This is a genomic window from uncultured Methylobacterium sp., from assembly GCF_964244095.1.
Taxonomy (GTDB): domain Bacteria; phylum Pseudomonadota; class Alphaproteobacteria; order Rhizobiales; family Beijerinckiaceae; genus Methylobacterium.
Genome location: NZ_CAXTHR010000004.1, coordinates 1 through 16,987 on the forward strand (window position 1 = coordinate 1; position 16,987 = coordinate 16,987).

At 72.7% G+C, this 16,987-nt stretch carries 15 protein-coding genes; 7 read left to right on the forward strand and 8 right to left on the reverse strand.

Annotated elements, in window-relative coordinates; translation table 11 throughout:
• Positions 1 to 366: 50S ribosomal protein L17 (gene rplQ, locus ACFE86_RS01255; RefSeq protein WP_375453511.1), on the forward strand; the 366-nt coding region annotated here is incomplete at its 5' end.
• Between the two features lie 116 nt (positions 367 to 482).
• Here rplQ and ACFE86_RS01260 read toward each other — a convergent pair.
• The 8 genes from ACFE86_RS01260 to ACFE86_RS01295 form a co-directional block, all read right to left on the reverse strand.
• Positions 483 to 2,348 (reverse strand): response regulator, encoded by a 1,866-nt coding sequence (locus ACFE86_RS01260; RefSeq protein ID WP_375453512.1) that lies wholly within the window; start codon positions 2,346 to 2,348, stop codon positions 483 to 485.
• A complete protein-coding gene (locus tag ACFE86_RS01265; protein WP_375453513.1) occupies positions 2,345 to 4,066 on the reverse strand; it encodes a response regulator in 1,722 nt (573 codons plus the stop codon). The genes ACFE86_RS01260 and ACFE86_RS01265 overlap by 4 nt, the downstream gene beginning before the upstream one ends.
• Positions 4,063 to 5,109 carry a chemotaxis-specific protein-glutamate methyltransferase CheB gene (gene cheB / locus ACFE86_RS01270; RefSeq protein WP_375453580.1) on the reverse strand — a complete coding sequence of 349 codons (1,047 nt, stop codon included), beginning with the start codon at positions 5,107 to 5,109 and terminating at the stop codon, positions 4,063 to 4,065. Before cheB ends, ACFE86_RS01265 begins: the two co-directional genes overlap by 4 nt.
• A gap of 17 nt (positions 5,110 to 5,126) precedes the next feature.
• A complete protein-coding gene (locus ACFE86_RS01275) occupies positions 5,127 to 7,451 on the reverse strand; it encodes a response regulator (protein WP_375453514.1) in 2,325 nt (774 codons plus the stop codon).
• 16 nt (positions 7,452 to 7,467) lie between these two features.
• The gene (locus ACFE86_RS01280) at positions 7,468 to 9,087 is read right to left on the reverse strand and encodes a methyl-accepting chemotaxis protein (protein ID WP_375453515.1); all 1,620 of its coding nucleotides are present in this window, start codon (positions 9,085 to 9,087) and stop codon (positions 7,468 to 7,470) included.
• Positions 9,088 to 9,243: 156 nt separating this feature from the next.
• Positions 9,244 to 9,807: a chemotaxis protein CheW gene (locus ACFE86_RS01285; RefSeq protein ID WP_375453516.1), complete on the reverse strand. Its 564-nt coding sequence runs from the start codon at positions 9,805 to 9,807 to the stop codon at positions 9,244 to 9,246.
• Complete coding sequence (locus ACFE86_RS01290; RefSeq protein WP_375453517.1) at positions 9,804 to 11,201, reverse strand: CheR family methyltransferase; 1,398 nt, start codon at positions 11,199 to 11,201, stop codon at positions 9,804 to 9,806. Before ACFE86_RS01290 ends, ACFE86_RS01285 begins: the two co-directional genes overlap by 4 nt.
• Before the next feature lie 20 nt (positions 11,202 to 11,221).
• On the reverse strand, positions 11,222 to 11,722 hold the full coding sequence (locus ACFE86_RS01295) for a chemotaxis protein CheW (RefSeq protein ID WP_375453518.1): 501 nt from the start codon (positions 11,720 to 11,722) through the stop codon (positions 11,222 to 11,224).
• 371 nt (positions 11,723 to 12,093) lie between these two features.
• Between ACFE86_RS01295 and ACFE86_RS01300 the strand changes: the two genes are divergently transcribed.
• The 6 genes from ACFE86_RS01300 to ilvC all read left to right on the forward strand — a co-directional run bounded on the left by ACFE86_RS01300 (position 12,094) and on the right by ilvC (position 16,960).
• Complete coding sequence (locus ACFE86_RS01300) at positions 12,094 to 13,869, forward strand: acetolactate synthase 3 large subunit (RefSeq protein WP_375453519.1); 1,776 nt, start codon at positions 12,094 to 12,096, stop codon at positions 13,867 to 13,869.
• Positions 13,870 to 13,904: 35 nt separating this feature from the next.
• Entirely contained in the window at positions 13,905 to 14,447 is a 543-nt protein-coding gene (ilvN, locus tag ACFE86_RS01305; RefSeq protein WP_375453520.1) for an acetolactate synthase small subunit, read from the forward strand.
• Between the two features lie 58 nt (positions 14,448 to 14,505).
• Positions 14,506 to 14,808 carry a MazF family transcriptional regulator gene (locus tag ACFE86_RS01310; protein WP_375453521.1) on the forward strand — a complete coding sequence of 101 codons (303 nt, stop codon included), beginning with the start codon at positions 14,506 to 14,508 and terminating at the stop codon, positions 14,806 to 14,808.
• Complete coding sequence (locus tag ACFE86_RS01315) at positions 14,792 to 15,163, forward strand: type II toxin-antitoxin system PemK/MazF family toxin (RefSeq protein WP_375453522.1); 372 nt, start codon at positions 14,792 to 14,794, stop codon at positions 15,161 to 15,163. The genes ACFE86_RS01310 and ACFE86_RS01315 overlap by 17 nt, the downstream gene beginning before the upstream one ends.
• Complete coding sequence (locus ACFE86_RS01320) at positions 15,160 to 15,798, forward strand: glutathione S-transferase family protein (RefSeq protein ID WP_375453523.1); 639 nt, start codon at positions 15,160 to 15,162, stop codon at positions 15,796 to 15,798. The genes ACFE86_RS01315 and ACFE86_RS01320 overlap by 4 nt, the downstream gene beginning before the upstream one ends.
• A gap of 142 nt (positions 15,799 to 15,940) precedes the next feature.
• Positions 15,941 to 16,960 (forward strand): ketol-acid reductoisomerase, encoded by a 1,020-nt coding sequence (ilvC, locus tag ACFE86_RS01325; RefSeq protein WP_375453524.1) that lies wholly within the window; start codon positions 15,941 to 15,943, stop codon positions 16,958 to 16,960.
• The last annotated feature ends 27 nt before the right edge of the window (positions 16,961 to 16,987 follow it).

Here is a 16,987-nt window from a genome sequence, read left to right on the forward strand (position 1 = left end):
CGCAAGGCGATGTTCGCCAACATGTCCGCCGCGCTGATCAAGCACGAGCAGATCATCACCACGCTGCCGAAGGCCAAGGACCTGCGGCCCGTCGTCGAGAAGCTGATCTCGCTCGGCCGCATCGACAGCGTCCACACCCGGCGCCTCGCGATGTCGCAGATCCGCGACGACGACATGGTGAAAAAGCTCTTCACGGTGCTGGGACCGCGCTACGTCGCGCGCCCCGGCGGCTATTGCCGCATCATGAAGGCGGGCTTCCGCAAGGGCGACAACGCGCCGCTCGCCGTGATCGAGTTCGTCGATCGCGACGTCGATGCCCGCGGCAAGGATTCGGGCCCCGTGGTCGGCGCGAGCGAAGCGGCCTGAGCGCCGCCGGCCCATCGCCCGACCCACGCAGGGCACGAAACGAAAAAGGCGGCTCGCACACGAGCCGCCTTTTTCGTTCCACGGGTAACGCTTCGACCCTCACGTCCGGCGGCGTGTCAGCCGGCGGTGGCATCCTGGAGCAGCGAGGAGACCCTGCGGGCGAGTTCGGCCGACTGGAACGGCTTCGTCAGCACCGGCAGGCCGTGCGGGATCTGGACCGCCTCGGCGTGGCCGGTGAGGATCAGCACGGGCACCTCGGACCAGCGGCTGCGAACCTCGGCAGCGAGTTCGACGCCGGTCATTCCGGGCATGGCGAGGTCGGCGACGACGAGGTCGAACCGGCGATGCTCCAGCAGGGCGAGCGCGGTGGCGCCGTCCTCGGCCTCGGTCTCGCTGTAGCCGAAGCCGTTGAGGAACGAGGCCGTGACGTGGCGGACCTCGGCGTCGTCGTCGACCACGAGGATGCTGGCCGGGCGTGCGGCCGTCGGGGCGGGGCCGGTGGCGGCGTCCTCCGCCTCGGCGGCGGAGGTAGCCACCGGAAGGGCGAGGTCGACGCGGGTGCCGTGCCCGACGCGGCTGTCGATCCGCAGGCGCCCCTGCGATTGCTGCGCGAGGCCGAACACCATCGCGAGGCCCAGCCCGGTGCCCTGGCCGACGGGCTTCGTGGTGAAGAACGGCTCACACACCCGCGCCAGGATCTCGGGTAGGATGCCTTCGCCCGCATCGATCACCGAAACGCCGACATAGGTGCCGGGGGCGAGATCCGGGTCGTCGTCGATCGTCAGGGACGCCGTCTCGATCGTGATCGCGCCGCCCTCCGGCATGGCGTCGCGGGCGTTGATGCAGAGGTTGAGGATCGCGAGTTCGAGCTGGTCCGGATCGACCTGGGCGGGGGGCAGCGCCGGATCGAGTCGGGTCTCGACCGTGACGAGGCCGCCGAGGCTGCGCCCGAGCAGCGCGTTCATGCCCTCGACGAGGGCGTTCACGTCGGTCGGCCGCGCGCGCAGGTCGTTGGCCCGGCTGAAGCTGAGGAGGCGCTTGGTCAGCGAGGCGCCGCGCTCGGCCGCGCCCCGGGCGTTCTCGATCAGCCGCTGGACGCGGGGCTGATCCTGGATCTTCGGGGTTGCGAGTTCGAGGCTGCCGAGGATCGCGGTGAGCAGGTTGTTGAAGTCGTGGGCGATGCCGCCGGCGAGCGTCCCGAGCGCCTGCATCTTGTCCGACTGGCGCAGCCGCGCCTCCAGGCTCTTCTGCTCGGTGACGTCGCGCTCGATCGTGGCGAGATGCGCGGTCCTGCCGGACACGCCACGGATCGGCACGCGGACGACGTGGCTCCATCGCTGGGCGCCGACCGGACCTTCCGCGGAGACCGTCTCGCCGGTCTCGCCGGAGCGGATCGCGGCGGCGTCGGCCTCGGCGCTCTCGGCGGCGCGGGCGCCAAGCAGGTCGGCCTCCCGCCGTCCGAGGCAGGCGGCGACGTCCTGCCCCAGGAGCGCCGCCTTGCGGGCATTGAGGCGCAGGAACCGCCCCTCCGTGTCCTTGAACGAGATCGCGTCCGCGGAATGGTCGAGGAGGCCGCGCAGCAGCGCCCGCTCGGTGGCGAGTTCCCGCCCCAGCGCATGGCGCTCGAAGGCGTTGCGCACCGTGCCGAGCAGCAGGTCGGCGTCCCACGGCTTCGTCACGTAGCCGATGATGCCGCCGCGGTTCAGCGCGCCGATCACCGCAGTGATGTCGGCATAGCCCGTCAGCAGGATCGCCTGGGCGTCGTGGAAGCCCCGCACCTCGGCGAGCAGGGCATCGCCGGTCATGCCGGGCATGCGCTGGTCCGAGAGCACGACCGCGATGTCGGGGTCGGCCCGCAGGATCGCGAGGGCGTCGGCGGGCTTCGTCGCCGTGACGATGCGGTAGGTGTCCTCGAACAGGTCCTCGAGGGCGATCAGGATGTCGGGCTCGTCATCGACGGCCAGGATCGTGCCTCTGGTCATACGCTCGCCGTCCGCCGCGGAATCCCGATCACGAAGCAGGCCCCGCCTCCCGGCGCCGTCTCCACGGTGAGCGAGCCGCTATGCGCCTGAACCACGCTGTAGGCAATCGCCAGACCGAGGCCGGTGCCGGCGCCGACGGGCTTGGTCGTGAAGAACGGCTCGAAGATCTTCTCGCGCAGGTCTTCCGGGATGCCGGGTCCGGTGTCGCTGATCCGGATCAGGTCGGTGTCCGGCGTCGTCTCGGTGGCGACGCGGATGGTGCCGCCCGCGGCCATCGCGTCGGCGGCGTTGCCGAGGATGTTCATCACCACCTGATTCAGGAGGGCCGGCGTGCAGTGGATCTCGGGCCGGCCGGCGAAGGCGCGCTCCACGCCGATCCGTCCGCCGAGCTTGTGCTGGATCAGCGCCAGCACCGTCTCGATCGCGTCGGGCACGTTGACGAGCGCGCGCTCGCCCTCGTCGAGGCGCGAAAATTTGCGCAGGTTCAGGACGAGGTCCTGGATGCGCGTGAGGCCCAGGCGCATCGCGCCGACGCGGTCGCGGACCTTGCCCAGCGCCTTACCCGCGGCAGGGTCGGCCTCCGGCATCGGGAGGTCGCCGAGCAACCGCTCGACGGTGCCCTGGTGGGCGAGGATGAACGCCAGCGGATTGTTGATCTCGTGCGCGATGCCGGCGACCAGCTCGCCGAGGGAGGCCATCTTGGCGGCCTGGACCAGCTTGGCCTGCGCGTCGGTGAGCTTGCGGTTGGCGAGCGCGAGGTCGACGTTGGCCCGCTCCAGGGCGTCGGCGAGGCGCGCGCGGGCTTCGGCCGCCTCGGCCTCGGCGCGGGCGTGCTCCACCGCCTGCTGGCGCGCGCCGAATTCACCGGCGATGCGGCGGTCGTCCTCCTCCAGGAAGCGGCGACGGACCAGGCCGCGCACCCGAAGCGCCAGGACCTCGGCTTCCGATTTCGAGACCACGTCGTCGGCGCCGGCCGCGAAGGCCCGGACGAGGAAGTCCTTGGCCGGGCTGCTGCCGGCGATCCCGACGAGGTGGAAGCCGGCACCGGCCACCCGCACGCCGCGGCGCCGGTCGATCGCCCGGCACAGCGACAGGCCATCATAGGCCGGCCCGAGGAGGTCGACGGTGATGCAGTCGAAGGCCGCGCCCGCCTCGGCCTCCGCGTCGAGGGCGGCGAGCGCCTCGGCGGGAGAGGCGGCCGCGGTGACGGCGTGGCCCTCCTGGCCCAGCAGGCCGGCGAGGAAGGTGCGGTAGGTGGCGCTGCCGTCGATGACGAGCACGCGGCCCCGCCGGAAGGCCGCCGCCGAGGGTGTCGCGCTGCCGCCGGCGCTGCCCGCGCGCTCGCGCAGCAGGGCGCGGATGCGCAGGACCAGGAGGTCGCGGTCGCCGGACTTGGCGACGTAGGCGTCGGCGCCGCTCTCCAGCCCCTGGCGCTCACCGTCGCGGGCGCCGGTGAGCATCAGCAGCGGCAGGGCGCGGGTGCGCAGCGACAGCCGAAGCTGCCGGGTCAGTTCGTCGCCGTTCATGCCGGGCAGGTGGTGGTCGGCGACGACGAGGTCGGGCAGGCCGTGGTTGAGGTGGTCGAGCGCCGCTTCCGCCGTCGCGCAACGCTCGACCCGGAAGCCGTGGCCCTCCAGAAGCAGGCGCAGTTCCAGCGCCTGCGTCTCCGAATCCTCGACGAGGAGGATGCGGGCCGGTTCGGGCGCGGGCGCGCTCATGCCGGCCGGTCCGGCAGGACGAGGCGCAGGAGGTGGGCGGCGATGCGGTCGAGCGGTAGCACGAGGCGGGCGGCCCGCAGGCGCACGGCCGCCGCCGGCATGCCGTAGACCACCGCGGTGCTCTCGTGCTCGGCCACCGTTTGGGCGCCGGCGGCGTGCATGTCGAGGAGGCCGCACGCCCCGTCCTCGCCCATCCCGGTGAGCAGCACGCCGATGCCGGAGGCGCCCGCCTGCCGGGCGAGCGAGCGGAACAGCACCGTCGCCGCCGGGCGCTGGCCGGCGACCGGCGGGCTGTCGAGGATGCGCAGGGTCCGGCCCGGTCCGAGTTCGAGGTGGCGGTCGCCCGGCGCGACGTAGACGCGGCCGGGCTCGGCCCGCCCGCCGTCGCGGGCGAGCGCCACCGGCATCGGCACGACCCCGTCGAGCCAGTTCGCGAACCCCTCCATGAAGGCCGGGCCCATGTGCTGCACCACCAGCACCGGCAGGGGAAACGTCTCGGGAAGGGCACCGAGCACCCGCGCCAGCGCCGGAGGGCCGCCGGTCGAGGCGGCGAGCGCCAGCACGCTCGGCTGCTGCGATGCCGCCGGGGTGGGGGTCGGCATCGCGTTCGCGGGGCGGCCCGTCCATTCGGCGCCGATCGGACGGCGGCGGATCACCGGCACCTGCGCCATGATCCGCAGTTGCGTGCAGATCTCGCCGGCGACGGCATCGTAGCCGGCGTTCGTCGTCGCCACGGGCTTCTCGACGACCGAGAGCGCGCCGGCGCGCAGTGCGTTCATCGAGATGCGCAGCGAGGAATCCTCGATCGCGTCGGCGATCACCACGATCGGCGTCGGACGCTCGGCCATGATGCGGCGCGTCGTCTCCAGCCCGTCGATGCCGGGCAGGCGGATGTCCATCGAGATCACGTCGGGCCGCACCGCGTCGATCGCCGCCAGCGCCTCCTCGCCCGAGGCGACGGCGGCGACGCATTCGAGGCGGGCATCGCGAGAGACGATGTGGCGCAGCAGCGCGCGCACCACCAGGCTGTCCTCGACGAGCATCACGCGCACGGGTGGGCTCACAGCAACTGCCCGACGGTGTCGAGGAGCTGGCGCTGGTCGAACTTCTGCTTCGTCAGGTAGGCGTCGGCGCCGAGGTCGAGCCCGCGGGCGACGTCGGCGGCATCGCCGCGCGAGGTCATCAGCACCACCGGCATGCGCGAAAACCGCGTCTCGGCGCGGATCGCCTGGAGCAGGCCGAACCCGTCGAGCCGCGGCATCTCGACGTCGGCGAGGACGAGGTCCACGGGCTCGATCTCGGCGCACAGGCGGTCGAGGGCGTCCTGCCCGTCGACGCAGACGACCACGCGGTAGCCGGCGGCTTCCAAGATGCCCTTCTCCAGGGTTCGGGTGGTGATGGAATCATCGACGACGAGGATCGTCCTGCGGTGTTGCGAACGTGGCGCCTCCGTCATCGTTCCGCCCCGACCCGCCGCTGCTTGCGCGGGCATCGCCGCACCCGCTTCCGCGGCCCGGAGGGCGAGACCGTCCGGGTCGAGGACGAGGGCGGGGACGTCGCCGGGCAGGATCACCGTGCCGGAGACCAGTCCGGGAGCGGCGCCGACGGGGGGCGCCGGCAGCACGAGGAGGGTGCGCACGTCGTGCAGGGCATCGACGGCGAGGGCGAACCGGCGCGTCCCGGCCCGCAGCAGCACCGCCGTGAGGCGCGCGCCGGAACCGCCCGCGCCGCCGAGGATCTCGCTCAGGCCGACGACGGGCACGCTCTCCGGTGCGCTGCCTGTGCCCGCGATCCGCAGGACCGGGCGGCCCATCGCCTGGGCCAGGCCGGCCCGGTCGATGCGGATCAGCCGCTCCACCGCGGCGCCGGGGAGCGCGTAGGTCGCGCCGTCCGCCTCGACCAGCAGCATCGCGCGCCGGGCGGCCGAGAGCGGGACGGAGATCGTCAGGGCGCTCCCCCACGGCGTGCGGGGCTCCAGCCGCGCGGTGCCCTGGAGCGCGCGGGCGGCGTCGGCCACCACCGAGAGGCCGAAGCCGCGCCCCGAGAGGGCGTCGACGGCGCCGGCGGTGGAGAAGCCCGGCTCGAACACCAGCTCGAGCAGCGTCTGCGGATCGGCGGGCTCGTCCGGCCGGAGCAGCCCGCGGCGGCGGGCGGTGGCCTCGATCGCGGACAGGTCGGGGCCGGGGCCGTCGTCCTCGACCGAGACCACGAGGCGCCCGCCCCGGATCGCGACCGCGAAGCGGATCGCGAGCGCCCCGGGCTTGCCCGCGCGCCGCCGGGCCTCCGGGCTCTGCGCGCCGTGGCTGAGGGCGTTGCGCAGGCCATGCAGCACCGGGTCCTTGAGGCCCTGGAGCATGCCGCGGTCGACGGGGAGGTCGAGGCCGAAGACGGAAAGGTCGATCTCGCGCTCCTGCTCGCGGGCGGCGTCGCGCAGGAACCGGGCGAAGCCGCCGAACACGCTCTCGGCCGGCACCAGGGCGAGGCGCTCGGTCCGCAGCCCGACGCGGGCGGCGGCGCCCTCGACGGCGGCGGCGGCGGCGGCCTGCCGCCGCGACAGGTCGGCGGCCTCGCGCGCCAGCCCGGCAAGCCCCGCCTCGAAGCCGCGCAGTTCCGTGCGGACGGCCTCCAGGGCCTCGGCGACGCCATCGGCCATCGCCTCGCCCGTCCGCAGGGCGCGGGCGAGGCCGGAGACCGCCCCGCGCCCGTGCAGGGCCTCGGCCCGGCGGTGCAGGTCGCCCGACAGCCGGGCGAGGCGCGCGAGCCCGTCGGAGACGGCGGCCTCGGCCCCGAGCGTGCTCACCAGTTCGTGGCCCGCCCGCGTCAGCGCCTCGACCGCCTCGGCCGGGACGCGCAGCAGCGACGGGCCGGCCTCGGGGACGGGCTCGGCGGCGGGCGGCGGCGAGGCCGGCGGGAAGGGGGACGGTGTCGGCGGCTCGGCCGGCCCCTGCGGGTCGGACGGTGGCGGTGGCGGGGCGCCCGCAGGCGCGGCGGCCCCGGCGGCGGGCGCCGGGCCGCGGGCGAGGCAGCGGTCGAGGGCCGCGATCGCGTCCGCCGGCATCGCGGTGCCGGACCCGGCGTTCATCGCGGCGACGAACGCCTCGATCCGGTCGAGCGCCAGGTGCGTCGCGTTGGCCGCGTCCCGGTCAAGGTGCGCGCCTGCCGAGACCTGCTCGAACAGGCTCTCCAGCCGGTGCGCCACCGCCTCGACGGGCGGCAGGTCGACGGCGCGGGCCGCGCCCTTCAGGCTGTGCGCGCGGCGGAAGATGTCGTTCCAGTCGGGCGCGCGGCCGGCGCTGGCCGCGCCCAGCGCCGCCCGGATCGCGTCGATGTGCTCGCGGTGCTCGACAGCGAAGGCCGCGAGCAGGAGCTGGCGGATGTCGGTCACGGCCCGCGGCGACCGGTCAATGCCGGTACCGCTCGGCGAGCGCCATCAGCGCGGCCGCCAGCTCGGTCAGGTTGGCCGAGGCGCCCTCGACCTCGCGGGTGCCGGCGGCCGTCTGCTGGCTCGCCTGGCGGATGTTCTGGAGCGCGCCCATCACCTGCTCGATGCCGAGCTGCTGCTGGTTGTTCGAGGCGACGATCTGCTGGAAGGTCTGGACGTTCTCCTCGACCCGGGCGGTGATCTCCTCGATCGTCCGCTGGGTGGTGTCGGAGCGCGACTTGCCCGCGGTCGCGCGCTTGACCGCCTCCTCGGTCAGCATCACCGAGGTGTTGATGCCGCGCTGGATCTCCGAGAGGATGCCGCGCACCTGGATCGTCGCGCCCTTGGCCTGGTCGGCGAGCAGCTTCATCTCGGAGGCGACGACCGCGAAGCTCCGCCCACTCTCCCCGGCCGCCGCGGCCTCGATCGCGGCGTTGAGCGCGAGGAGGTGCGTGCGCTCCGAGATGTCGTTGACCGTCTCGATGATGTCGCCGATCGTCTGGGTCTTCTCAGAGAGCGTCACGATGTTGCCGGCCACCGCCTCGGCCTGGTCGCGGATCGCGTCCATGGCCTTGGCGGTGTCGGCCACCGCCCGCAGGCCCTGGCGCGAGGTCTGCGCCGTCGCCTGCGCCGTGGCGATGACCTCGCCGGCGCGCTTCGAGATCTGCGCGCCCGAATGCGTGATCTCGTCGACGGTGGCCGCGGTCTCCTGCACGGCGGCGAACTGCTCCTCGACGGAGGCCGCCTGCTCCTGGGCCGAGGCGCGGATCTCGGCAGCGGCGGCGTTCAGATCGGCGGTGGCGGCGCGGTTGGTGCGGGCGAGGTCGGCGAGCCCCGCGACCATGCCGTTGAGCGCCCGGCCGAGGCGGCTGATCTCGTCGCCGCCCCGCGCCTCGAGCTTGCCCGACAGGTCGCCTTCGCCGACGCGCTCAGCGAAGGCCATCACGCTCCCGAGGGGCCGCACGATCAGGCGGTTGATGGCGACGCCGATCCCTGCGCAGATCAGGAGCGTGATCACGGCGCCGCCCCACAGAGCGAGGCTCGCGTTGCGCTCGGCCCGCATGAGGCGCTCGTTCTGCATCACCCGGATGCGCTCCTGCACGGTCTCGATCGCGGCGAGCTTGGCGCGGAAGCTGTCGAAGAGCTGCTTGCCCGATCCCTGTGCCTCGATCTTGAGCGCCTCGGGACGGGTCGCCGGATCCGCCATGCCGCGGATCGCGGCCTCGGCGATGTCGGCCTGCCAGGTGCGGGCGGAGCGCTCCGCGTCGGCGAGATACCGCGACGTCTCGGGGTCTTCGGCGACGAACGCGTGCAGCCGGGCGATGCTCCGGTCGAGGGCGGCCCCGCCGGCGCGGTAGGGATCGAGGCTGCTCTCGCGCCCGGTGAGCAGATAGCCGCGCAGCCCGGTCTCCTGGTCGAGCATCGCGCCGTGGAAGCCGTCGAGGGCCTTGATCACCTGGCTCGAGCGGATGCTGGCTTCCGTCGCATCGTGCAGTTGGGTGAGCGTGGCCAGGACCGCGCCGCTGCTGAGCACCGACACCAGCGCGATGGCACCGATGGCGCCGCCGAGCGAGCGGCTGAGGCGGAACGTGCCCGCCATGCTCAGCGCCCCCCCGGAGCGCGGACGGTGCCGACGGGCGGCAGGATCGGTTTCGGGAAGATCGGTTTCGGGAGGATCGGTGTTCCGATGGCGATCGACACGGCGGCTGACGCTCCGGTGAGGCGGCCGGCGGAGCCATGCCCCGCGGCCCCGCTTCTATGGCAGGGTGCGCCGCAACAGGCGCGGCAGGTCGATGACGACGAAGTCGCCGAGGCCCGTGGGGCCGGATTCGGCCGGGGCATAGCGCGAAACCGCCTCGCCGCCGAATCCGCGCGCCGTGCCCTCGGGCTGCTCAGCGAGATGCGCGACGCCCAGCACACGGTCGACGGCGAGCGCGAGCGGCGTCGCGGCGGCGCGAAGCACCACGAGGTGCCCGTCCGCGGCAGCGCCGGCACCGGGGCGCCCGAGGGCGCGGGCGAGGCCGATGACGCCGACGATGCGGCCGGACAGGGCGACGAGGCCGAGGACAGCGGGCACCGCCCCAGGCACCGGGGTGCAGGGCCGCATCGGAAGGACGTGGGCGACGCCGGCCAGCGGCAGTCCGAAGCGCTCGGAGCCGCAGGCGCAGACAAGGTGGGCCCGGGTCGGCACGGCCGCGCGCCCGGCTTTCTCGCGGCGGGCGAGGGCCTCGGTGCGGCTCGCACGGAGCGCGGCCGCCCGCGCCGCCTCGCGCGCGGCCCGGTCGGCATCCAGCCCCGTCTCCCGATCCGCCGCGTTCACGCCGTCTCCGTTTCCAGGCCGTCGCGGACGAAAGCCGCGTTCAGCGAGATCTCGCCGGCACGAAGGCCGTCGCCCTCCGGCAACGCCGCATCCGCTGGCAGGGCCCGGCTCAGGGCGACCGCGTTGTTCAGCGCGCGCCGGGCCTCGGCCTTACGGCCGAGGCCGCCGAGCAGCAGGCCGAGATGGTAATGCGCCATGACGAAGCCGCGGTCGAGGTAGAGCGCGCCGCGGAACGCCCGTTCGGCCTCGGCCTCGCGCCCGAACCCCTGCGCGAGCAGGCCCTCGTAGAGCCGCAACGGGGCATCGGTCGGCCGCGCGGCCAGCGCCGTCCGCACGAGCCGCCAAGCCGCGCCGGTCTCGCCCGCATCCGCGAGGGTGCGGATCGCCGCCACGACGTCCCCGGCCGCGCCCGGCACCGCGGCGGCGGGCGGTTCGACGACGGACGCCGCGCGGCGCGGGACGGGCGCGACGGGCTCCGTGCGGTCCGTGGGGAGGTGGGCGGCGTCGGCATCCGCGACGGGCCCGACCGGGCGGCGATAGGCGACCGTGCCGGGCAGGCTGACTGCGTCGAGCCAGCCGGCGAAGGCCGGGTGAGGCTCGGCGTGGCCGATCAGCAGCCAGCCGCCCGGCCGCAGGCGCCGGCCGAGCGCGCGCACGATCCCGGCGACGGTCTCGGCACCGAAATAGATCAGCACGTTGCGGCACAGGATGAGGTCGAACGCGTCGCCCTCCGGCGCCGTGCCGTCGAGCAGGCTCATCAGGTTCTGCCGCTCGAAGCGCGCCATGCGGCGGAACTCGGGCCGCAGGGCGTATCCGCCCTCGCGCGCCGCGCCGGGACGCGCGGGTATGCGGTGGAAGTAGCGCAGGCGTTCCTCCGGGGGCAGCGTCCGCAACGCCCAGCGGCCGTACTCGGCGGCCTGCGCGGTGGCGAGCGCGGCGATGCTGATGTCGGTGCCGACGATCGCGATCCGCCAGTCGGGCAGCGCCGGCCCGAGCAGCCGGTGCAGCAGGATCGCCACCGAGTAGGGCTCGGCTCCGGTCGAGCAGCCGGCGCTCCAGACCCGGAGGCTGCGCTCGGGCCCGCGGGCGGCGATCAGGCCGGGCAGGATGGTCTCGCGGAGTGCGGCGAACTGCTCGGCGTAGCGGAAGAAGAACGTCTCGCCGATGGTGATCTCGGCCTCCAACGCCGCCCACTCGCCGGGCTCGCCGTCCAGCCGCGCGTCGTAGGCCGTCGAATCCTCTACGCCGCAGGCCTTGAACCGCCGCCGCAGGCGGTCGAGCAGCAGGTCGTCCTTGTCGGCATAGTACTGGTGGCCGGTCCGCGCGATGATCCGCGCCTTGAGCGCGGCGTAGCCCGGATCGACGTGAGGGCTCGGGCCGATCGGCGGCCGCACGGCTCGTACGCCCCGGCCGGTCAGGCGGGGGCGAGCGCGGCGAGCCGCGCCTGGGCCGCGCGGGTCAGGTCGGCGACGCGGGCGCGCTCCTCGGCGGTGAGGATGCGGGCCGGGTCGAGGGCGTGCACCAGCCGGTCGCCGCGCCGGATCTCGGCGGCGACGCAGCCGTTGAGGCTGCCCGCCTCCGCCACGGGACAGATCGCCTCGGCCTCCACCGCGACGAGGTCGGTCACGCGATCGACGAGCCACGCCCCGTCCGCGCCCGGGGCGAGGACGAGGTGGGCGTAGGGGCCGGGCGCGTGCCCGCCGGCGCGCAGGCCGAGCAGGCGGGCGAGGTCGATCACCGGCACGGGTTTTCCGCCAAGGTTGAGGAAGCCCGCGAGCCACGTGGCCCCGGCCGGCGGCCGGAACAGCTCCGGCAGCGGCAGCACCTCGCCGACGGCCGCGCTCGGCACGGCGCAGGGCGTGCCCGCCACGTCGAGGAGCAGGTAGGTGGGCGAGGCCGTCTCGGGTTGGGCCACCGGCGATCCGTGTCTCGCAACCCGTCCGGGCAGGGGTTCGTCGCAAGGTGATAGGCCGGGCGCGGGAGCGGGGCAATCGCGGACGCGGGCCCTGGGACGCGCATCCGACCCCGTTGACCGACCCGGCCGCCTTCGGTATGAGACGCGACAGTTTTAGCGCGGAGCGCCGTTCGGGCGGCCGCGGTTCGTGAAAGCGGGTTCGATGCGCGCGATCCTCATCGTAGCGGAAGCGTCACCGACCGGGCGGCCCTGAACCAAGGGCCGCGATCCGGGCGGTGGCGCATGCGGGGTCCCTCACGGGGCCCTTTTTTGTTGCCCGCGCCCGATCGGCGACATCGAGACGACACGCAAGAGCAAGCAGGAGCAGGACGATGGGCGGCGAGGTCATGACCGGGGCCGAGATGGTCATCCGGGCGTTCCGGGATCAGGGTGTCGACACGCTGTTCGGGTATCCGGGCGGCGCGGTGCTGCCGATCTACGATGCGCTCTACCACCAGGAGGCGGTGAGGCACGTGCTGGTGCGCCACGAGCAGGGCGCGGTCCACGCGGCCGAGGGCTACGCGCGCTCGTCGGGCAAGGTCGGCTGCGTGCTCGTCACCTCGGGGCCGGGCGCGACCAACATCGTCACCGGGCTCACCGACGCGCTGCTCGATTCGATCCCGCTCGTGTGCATCACGGGCCAGGTGCCGACGCACCTGATCGGCACCGACGCGTTCCAGGAATGCGACACGGTCGGCATCACGCGCCACTGCACCAAGCACAACTACCTCGTCAAATCGATCGACGACCTGCCGCGCATCCTGCACGAGGCGTTCTACGTCGCGAGCCACGGCCGGCCGGGCCCCGTCGTCGTCGACCTGCCCAAGGACATCCAGTTCGCCAGCGGCCTCTACGAGCGTCCGTCTGTGGACGGCCACAAGACCTACCGTCCCGCGGTGAAGGGCGACGCGGAGAAGATCCGCGCGGCCGTCGAACTGATGGCGCAGGCGCGACGGCCCGTGTTCTACACCGGCGGCGGCGTCATCAATTCCGGCCCCGAGGCTTCGCGGCTCCTGCGCGAGCTCGTCGAGGAAACCGGCTACCCCGTCACCTCCACCCTGATGGGCCTGGGCGCCTACCCCGCATCGAGCGAGAAATTCCTCGGCATGCTGGGCATGCACGGCACCTACGAGGCCAACCTCGCGATGCACGAATGCGACGTGATGATCTGCATCGGCGCGCGCTTCGACGACCGCATCACCGGCCGGCTCGACGCGTTCGCGCCGTTCTCGAAGAAGATCCACGTCGACGTCGACGCCTCCTCGATCAACAAGGTGGTCAAGGTCGATGTCGGCATCGTCGGCGACTGCGCGAGCGTGCTCGCCGACATGCTGGAGGCGTGGCGCGCGCTGCCGGCGCGGCCGGATAAGTCCAACCTCGACGGGTGGTTTGCCAAGATCCGCACGTGGAAGGCGCGCGAGTGCCTCGCCTACTGGCCGTCCGGCACGATCATCAAGCCGCAGCACGCGGTGCAGCGGCTGTACGAGGCGTGCAAGAACCGCGAGACCTACATCACGACGGAGGTCGGCCAGCACCAGATGTGGGCGGCGCAGTACTTCAAGTTCGAGGAGCCCAACCGCTGGATGACGTCCGGCGGCCTCGGCACGATGGGCTACGGCCTGCCCGCGGCGATCGGCACGCAGCTCGCCCACCCGCAGGGCCTGGTCATCGACATCGCCGGCGAGGCCTCGATCCTGATGAACATGCAGGAGCTGTCCACCGCGGTGCAGTACCGCCTGCCGGTCAAGGTGTTCATCCTCAACAACGAATACATGGGCATGGTGCGCCAGTGGCAGGAATTGCTGCACGGCTCGCGCTACTCGCAGAGCTATTCCGAGAGCCTGCCGGACTTCGTCAAGCTGGCCGAGGCCTACGGCGCCAAGGGCATGCGCTGCGAGAAGCCGGGCGACCTCGACGGCGCGATCGCGGAGATGCTCGCCCATGACGGGCCGGTGATCTTCGACTGCATCGTCGACAAGACCGAGAACTGCTTCCCGATGATCCCCTCGGGCAAGGCGCACAACGAGATGCTGCTCTCCGACTACCTCGGCGAGACCGGCGTCGAGCTCGGCGACGTGATCTCCGAGGAAGGCAAGATGCTGGTCTGACGCCGGATCGCGGAGGGACGCCGAGGAGACATGCGATGAACGCCATGAACACGCACTACCCCGATGCCGGCAAGGCCGAGGCCGTCAACCGGCACACGCTCGCCGTGATCGTCGACAACGAGCCGGGCGTGCTGGCGCGCATCTCCGGGATGTTCTCGGGGCGCGGCTACAACATCGAGAGCCTGACGGTGTCGGAGACGGAGGAGGCGCGCCACCTCTCGCGGCTGACCATCGTCACCACCGGCACCGACGCCGTGCTCGAGCAGATCAAGGCGCAGCTCGACCGGCTCGTGCCGGTGCACCGGGTGGTGGACCTGACGCTCCAGGGCAGCGCGCTGGAGCGGGAACTGTGCCTCGTGAAGGTGGCGGGCCGGGGCGAGCACCGCGGCGAGGCGCTCAGGCTCGCCGCCGCCTTCGGCGCCAAGACGCTGGACGCGACGCTGACCTCGTTCGTGTTCGAGCTCACCGGCGCGACCGAGGAGATCGACCGCTTCATCGGCCTGATGACGGTGCTCGGCCTCGTCGAGATCTCGCGCACCGGCATCGCCGCGATGGGGCGCGGGCCGGACCCGATGTGATGCGTTTCCCGCAGGCCGGCGTATGATGTCCGCGCCGGCCCACGGGAGGAGCGTCGCGATGGAAGGGAAACTGGAGCGATCGGGCGAGGATTTCGCTGTCCGGCTCTCGGCGGAGGATGTCCGCGCACTCGGGTTGCGCGAGGGGCAGGCCGTCGAGGTGACGGCGAAGGACGCGCCCGGCACGAAACCCGAGACCGCGCCATCCGGGTCGGACCGCCGATACGTGAACGGGCTGCCCGTCTACACGATGGCGGAAATGGTCGCGGAGGCTCGACGTTTGGGGCCGTCTTTCGAGCCTCCGACTATAGATTGGGGGCCGGATCGCGGCTCCGAGATCATCAACGATGACGACCCTCGTTGATCGGCCAAGGCGCCCCGGCGAATTACTGCTCGTCGATCTGGAGCCCGTGCGCGGCACCGAACAGAACGGGCGTCGCCCGGCGTTGGTGATCTCCGAGGACGACATGCATCTTCTCGCTCGTCGCGTCATCATCTGCCCGATCACGCGAAATCGTGATCCCTGGCCGACGAAGGTTTTCCTACCTCCAGGCTTGGCCGCGGAGGGTGCGGTCTTGGTCGATCAGGTCCGCTCGATCGACAGGGATGCGCGCACCCTCAGATCGCTCGGTTTCGTCCCGGACGGCGTCCTTGCCGACGTCCGGGGCAGGCTTGCGACACTCATCGGCCTCTTGCCGAACCGCGGTGTGACCTCATGACGACCCTCTACTACGCCCCCGGCGCCTGCTCGCTTGCCGCCCACATCGCGCTGGAGGAGACGGGCGCGCCCTACGAGCCCGTCCGCTTGAACCTCGCCGACGGCGACCAGCGCGCGCCGGCATACCTTGCGATCAACGAACGCGGGCGCGTGCCGGCGCTGGTCGAGGACGGGTGGGTGCTCACCGAGAACACGGCGATCCTGCGCCACGTCGCCCGCGCGCATCCGGACGCGAAGCTCTGGCCGGAGGACCTGCGGGGCCAGGCCATCGCCGACGAGTGGCTGTGCTGGCTCTCGACCAACCACCACCCGGCCTTCGCCCATATCCGCCGGGCTGAGCGTTACAGCGACGACGAGGCGGCGCTTGCCGGCATCCGCGCCAAGGGTGCCGACACCTTCGGCGACCTGTGCACCCTGACCGAGGTGCGGCTCGCGCACGGCGGCTGGGCGGTGGCCGGCCGCCACAGCGTGGTCGATCCCTACCTGCTGACGTTCTGGACCTGGGGCCGCGGCCCGGCCTGCCGCTTCGACATGGCGGGCCGCTTTCCCGCCTGGACCGCCCATGCGCGGGCGATGGCCGCGCGCCCGGCCGTGCGCGCCGTCTTTGCCCGCGAGGGGCTCGACCTGCCGGCGTGAGACCTCGGCCGTGCCGCGATTGCCCCTTCCGTCAGGGGGATACCGCGGCTAGAAGCGCGCCCATCGCGAGCGCCGCGCGAGCGCGCAAGGCGCATTCGGACATCGCACGCCCGTCACGAACCGACATGAGGAAGAAGCCGCCATGCGCGTCTATTACGATCGCGACGCCGACCTGAACCTGATCAAGGGCAAGAAGGTCGTCATCGTCGGCTACGGCAGCCAGGGCCACGCCCACGCGCTGAACCTGCGCGATTCCGGGTGCAAGGACATCGCCATCGCCCTGCGCGAGGGCTCGGCCACCGCGAAGAAGGCCGAGGGCCAGGGCTTCACCGTGATGTCGGTCGCCGATGCGGCGAAGTGGGCCGACGTGGTGATGATGCTCACCCCCGACGAGCTGCAGGGCGACATCTACAAGGAATCGCTGCACGCCAACATGAAGCAGGGCGCCGCGCTGCTGTTCGCCCACGGCCTCAACGTGCACTTCAACCTGATCGAGCCGCGGGCCGACCTCGACGTGCTGATGGTCGCGCCGAAGGGCCCCGGGCACACCGTGCGCTCCGAGTACCTGCGCGGCGGCGGCGTGCCGACGCTGATCGCCATCGCGCAGGACGCGTCCGGCAACGCGCACGACCTCGGCCTGTCCTACGCCTCGGCCAACGGCGGCGGGCGCGCGGGCATCATCGAGACCACCTTCAAGGAGGAGTGCGAGACCGATCTCTTCGGCGAGCAGGCGGTGCTCTGCGGCGGCCTCGTCGAGCTGATCAAGGCCGGCTTCGAGACGCTGGTGGAAGCCGGCTACGCCCCCGAGATGGCCTATTTCGAGTGCCTGCACGAGGTGAAGCTCATCGTCGACCTGATCTACGAGGGCGGCATCGCCAACATGAACTACTCGATCTCCAACACGGCCGAGTACGGCGAGTACGTCACCGGCCCGCGCATCGTCACGCCCGAGACCAAGGCCGAGATGAAGCGCGTGCTCGCCGACATCCAGGGCGGCATCTTCACCCGCAACTGGATGCTGGAGAACAAGGTCGGCCAGACCTCGTTCAAGGCCACGCGCGCCAAGCTCGCCGCCCACCCGATCGAGGAGGTCGGCGCCAGGCTTCGCGGGATGATGCCGTGGATCTCCGAGAAGGCGCTGGTGGACAAGACCAGGAACTGATGCCGGACCTGCGCGGCGGCGCAGGGC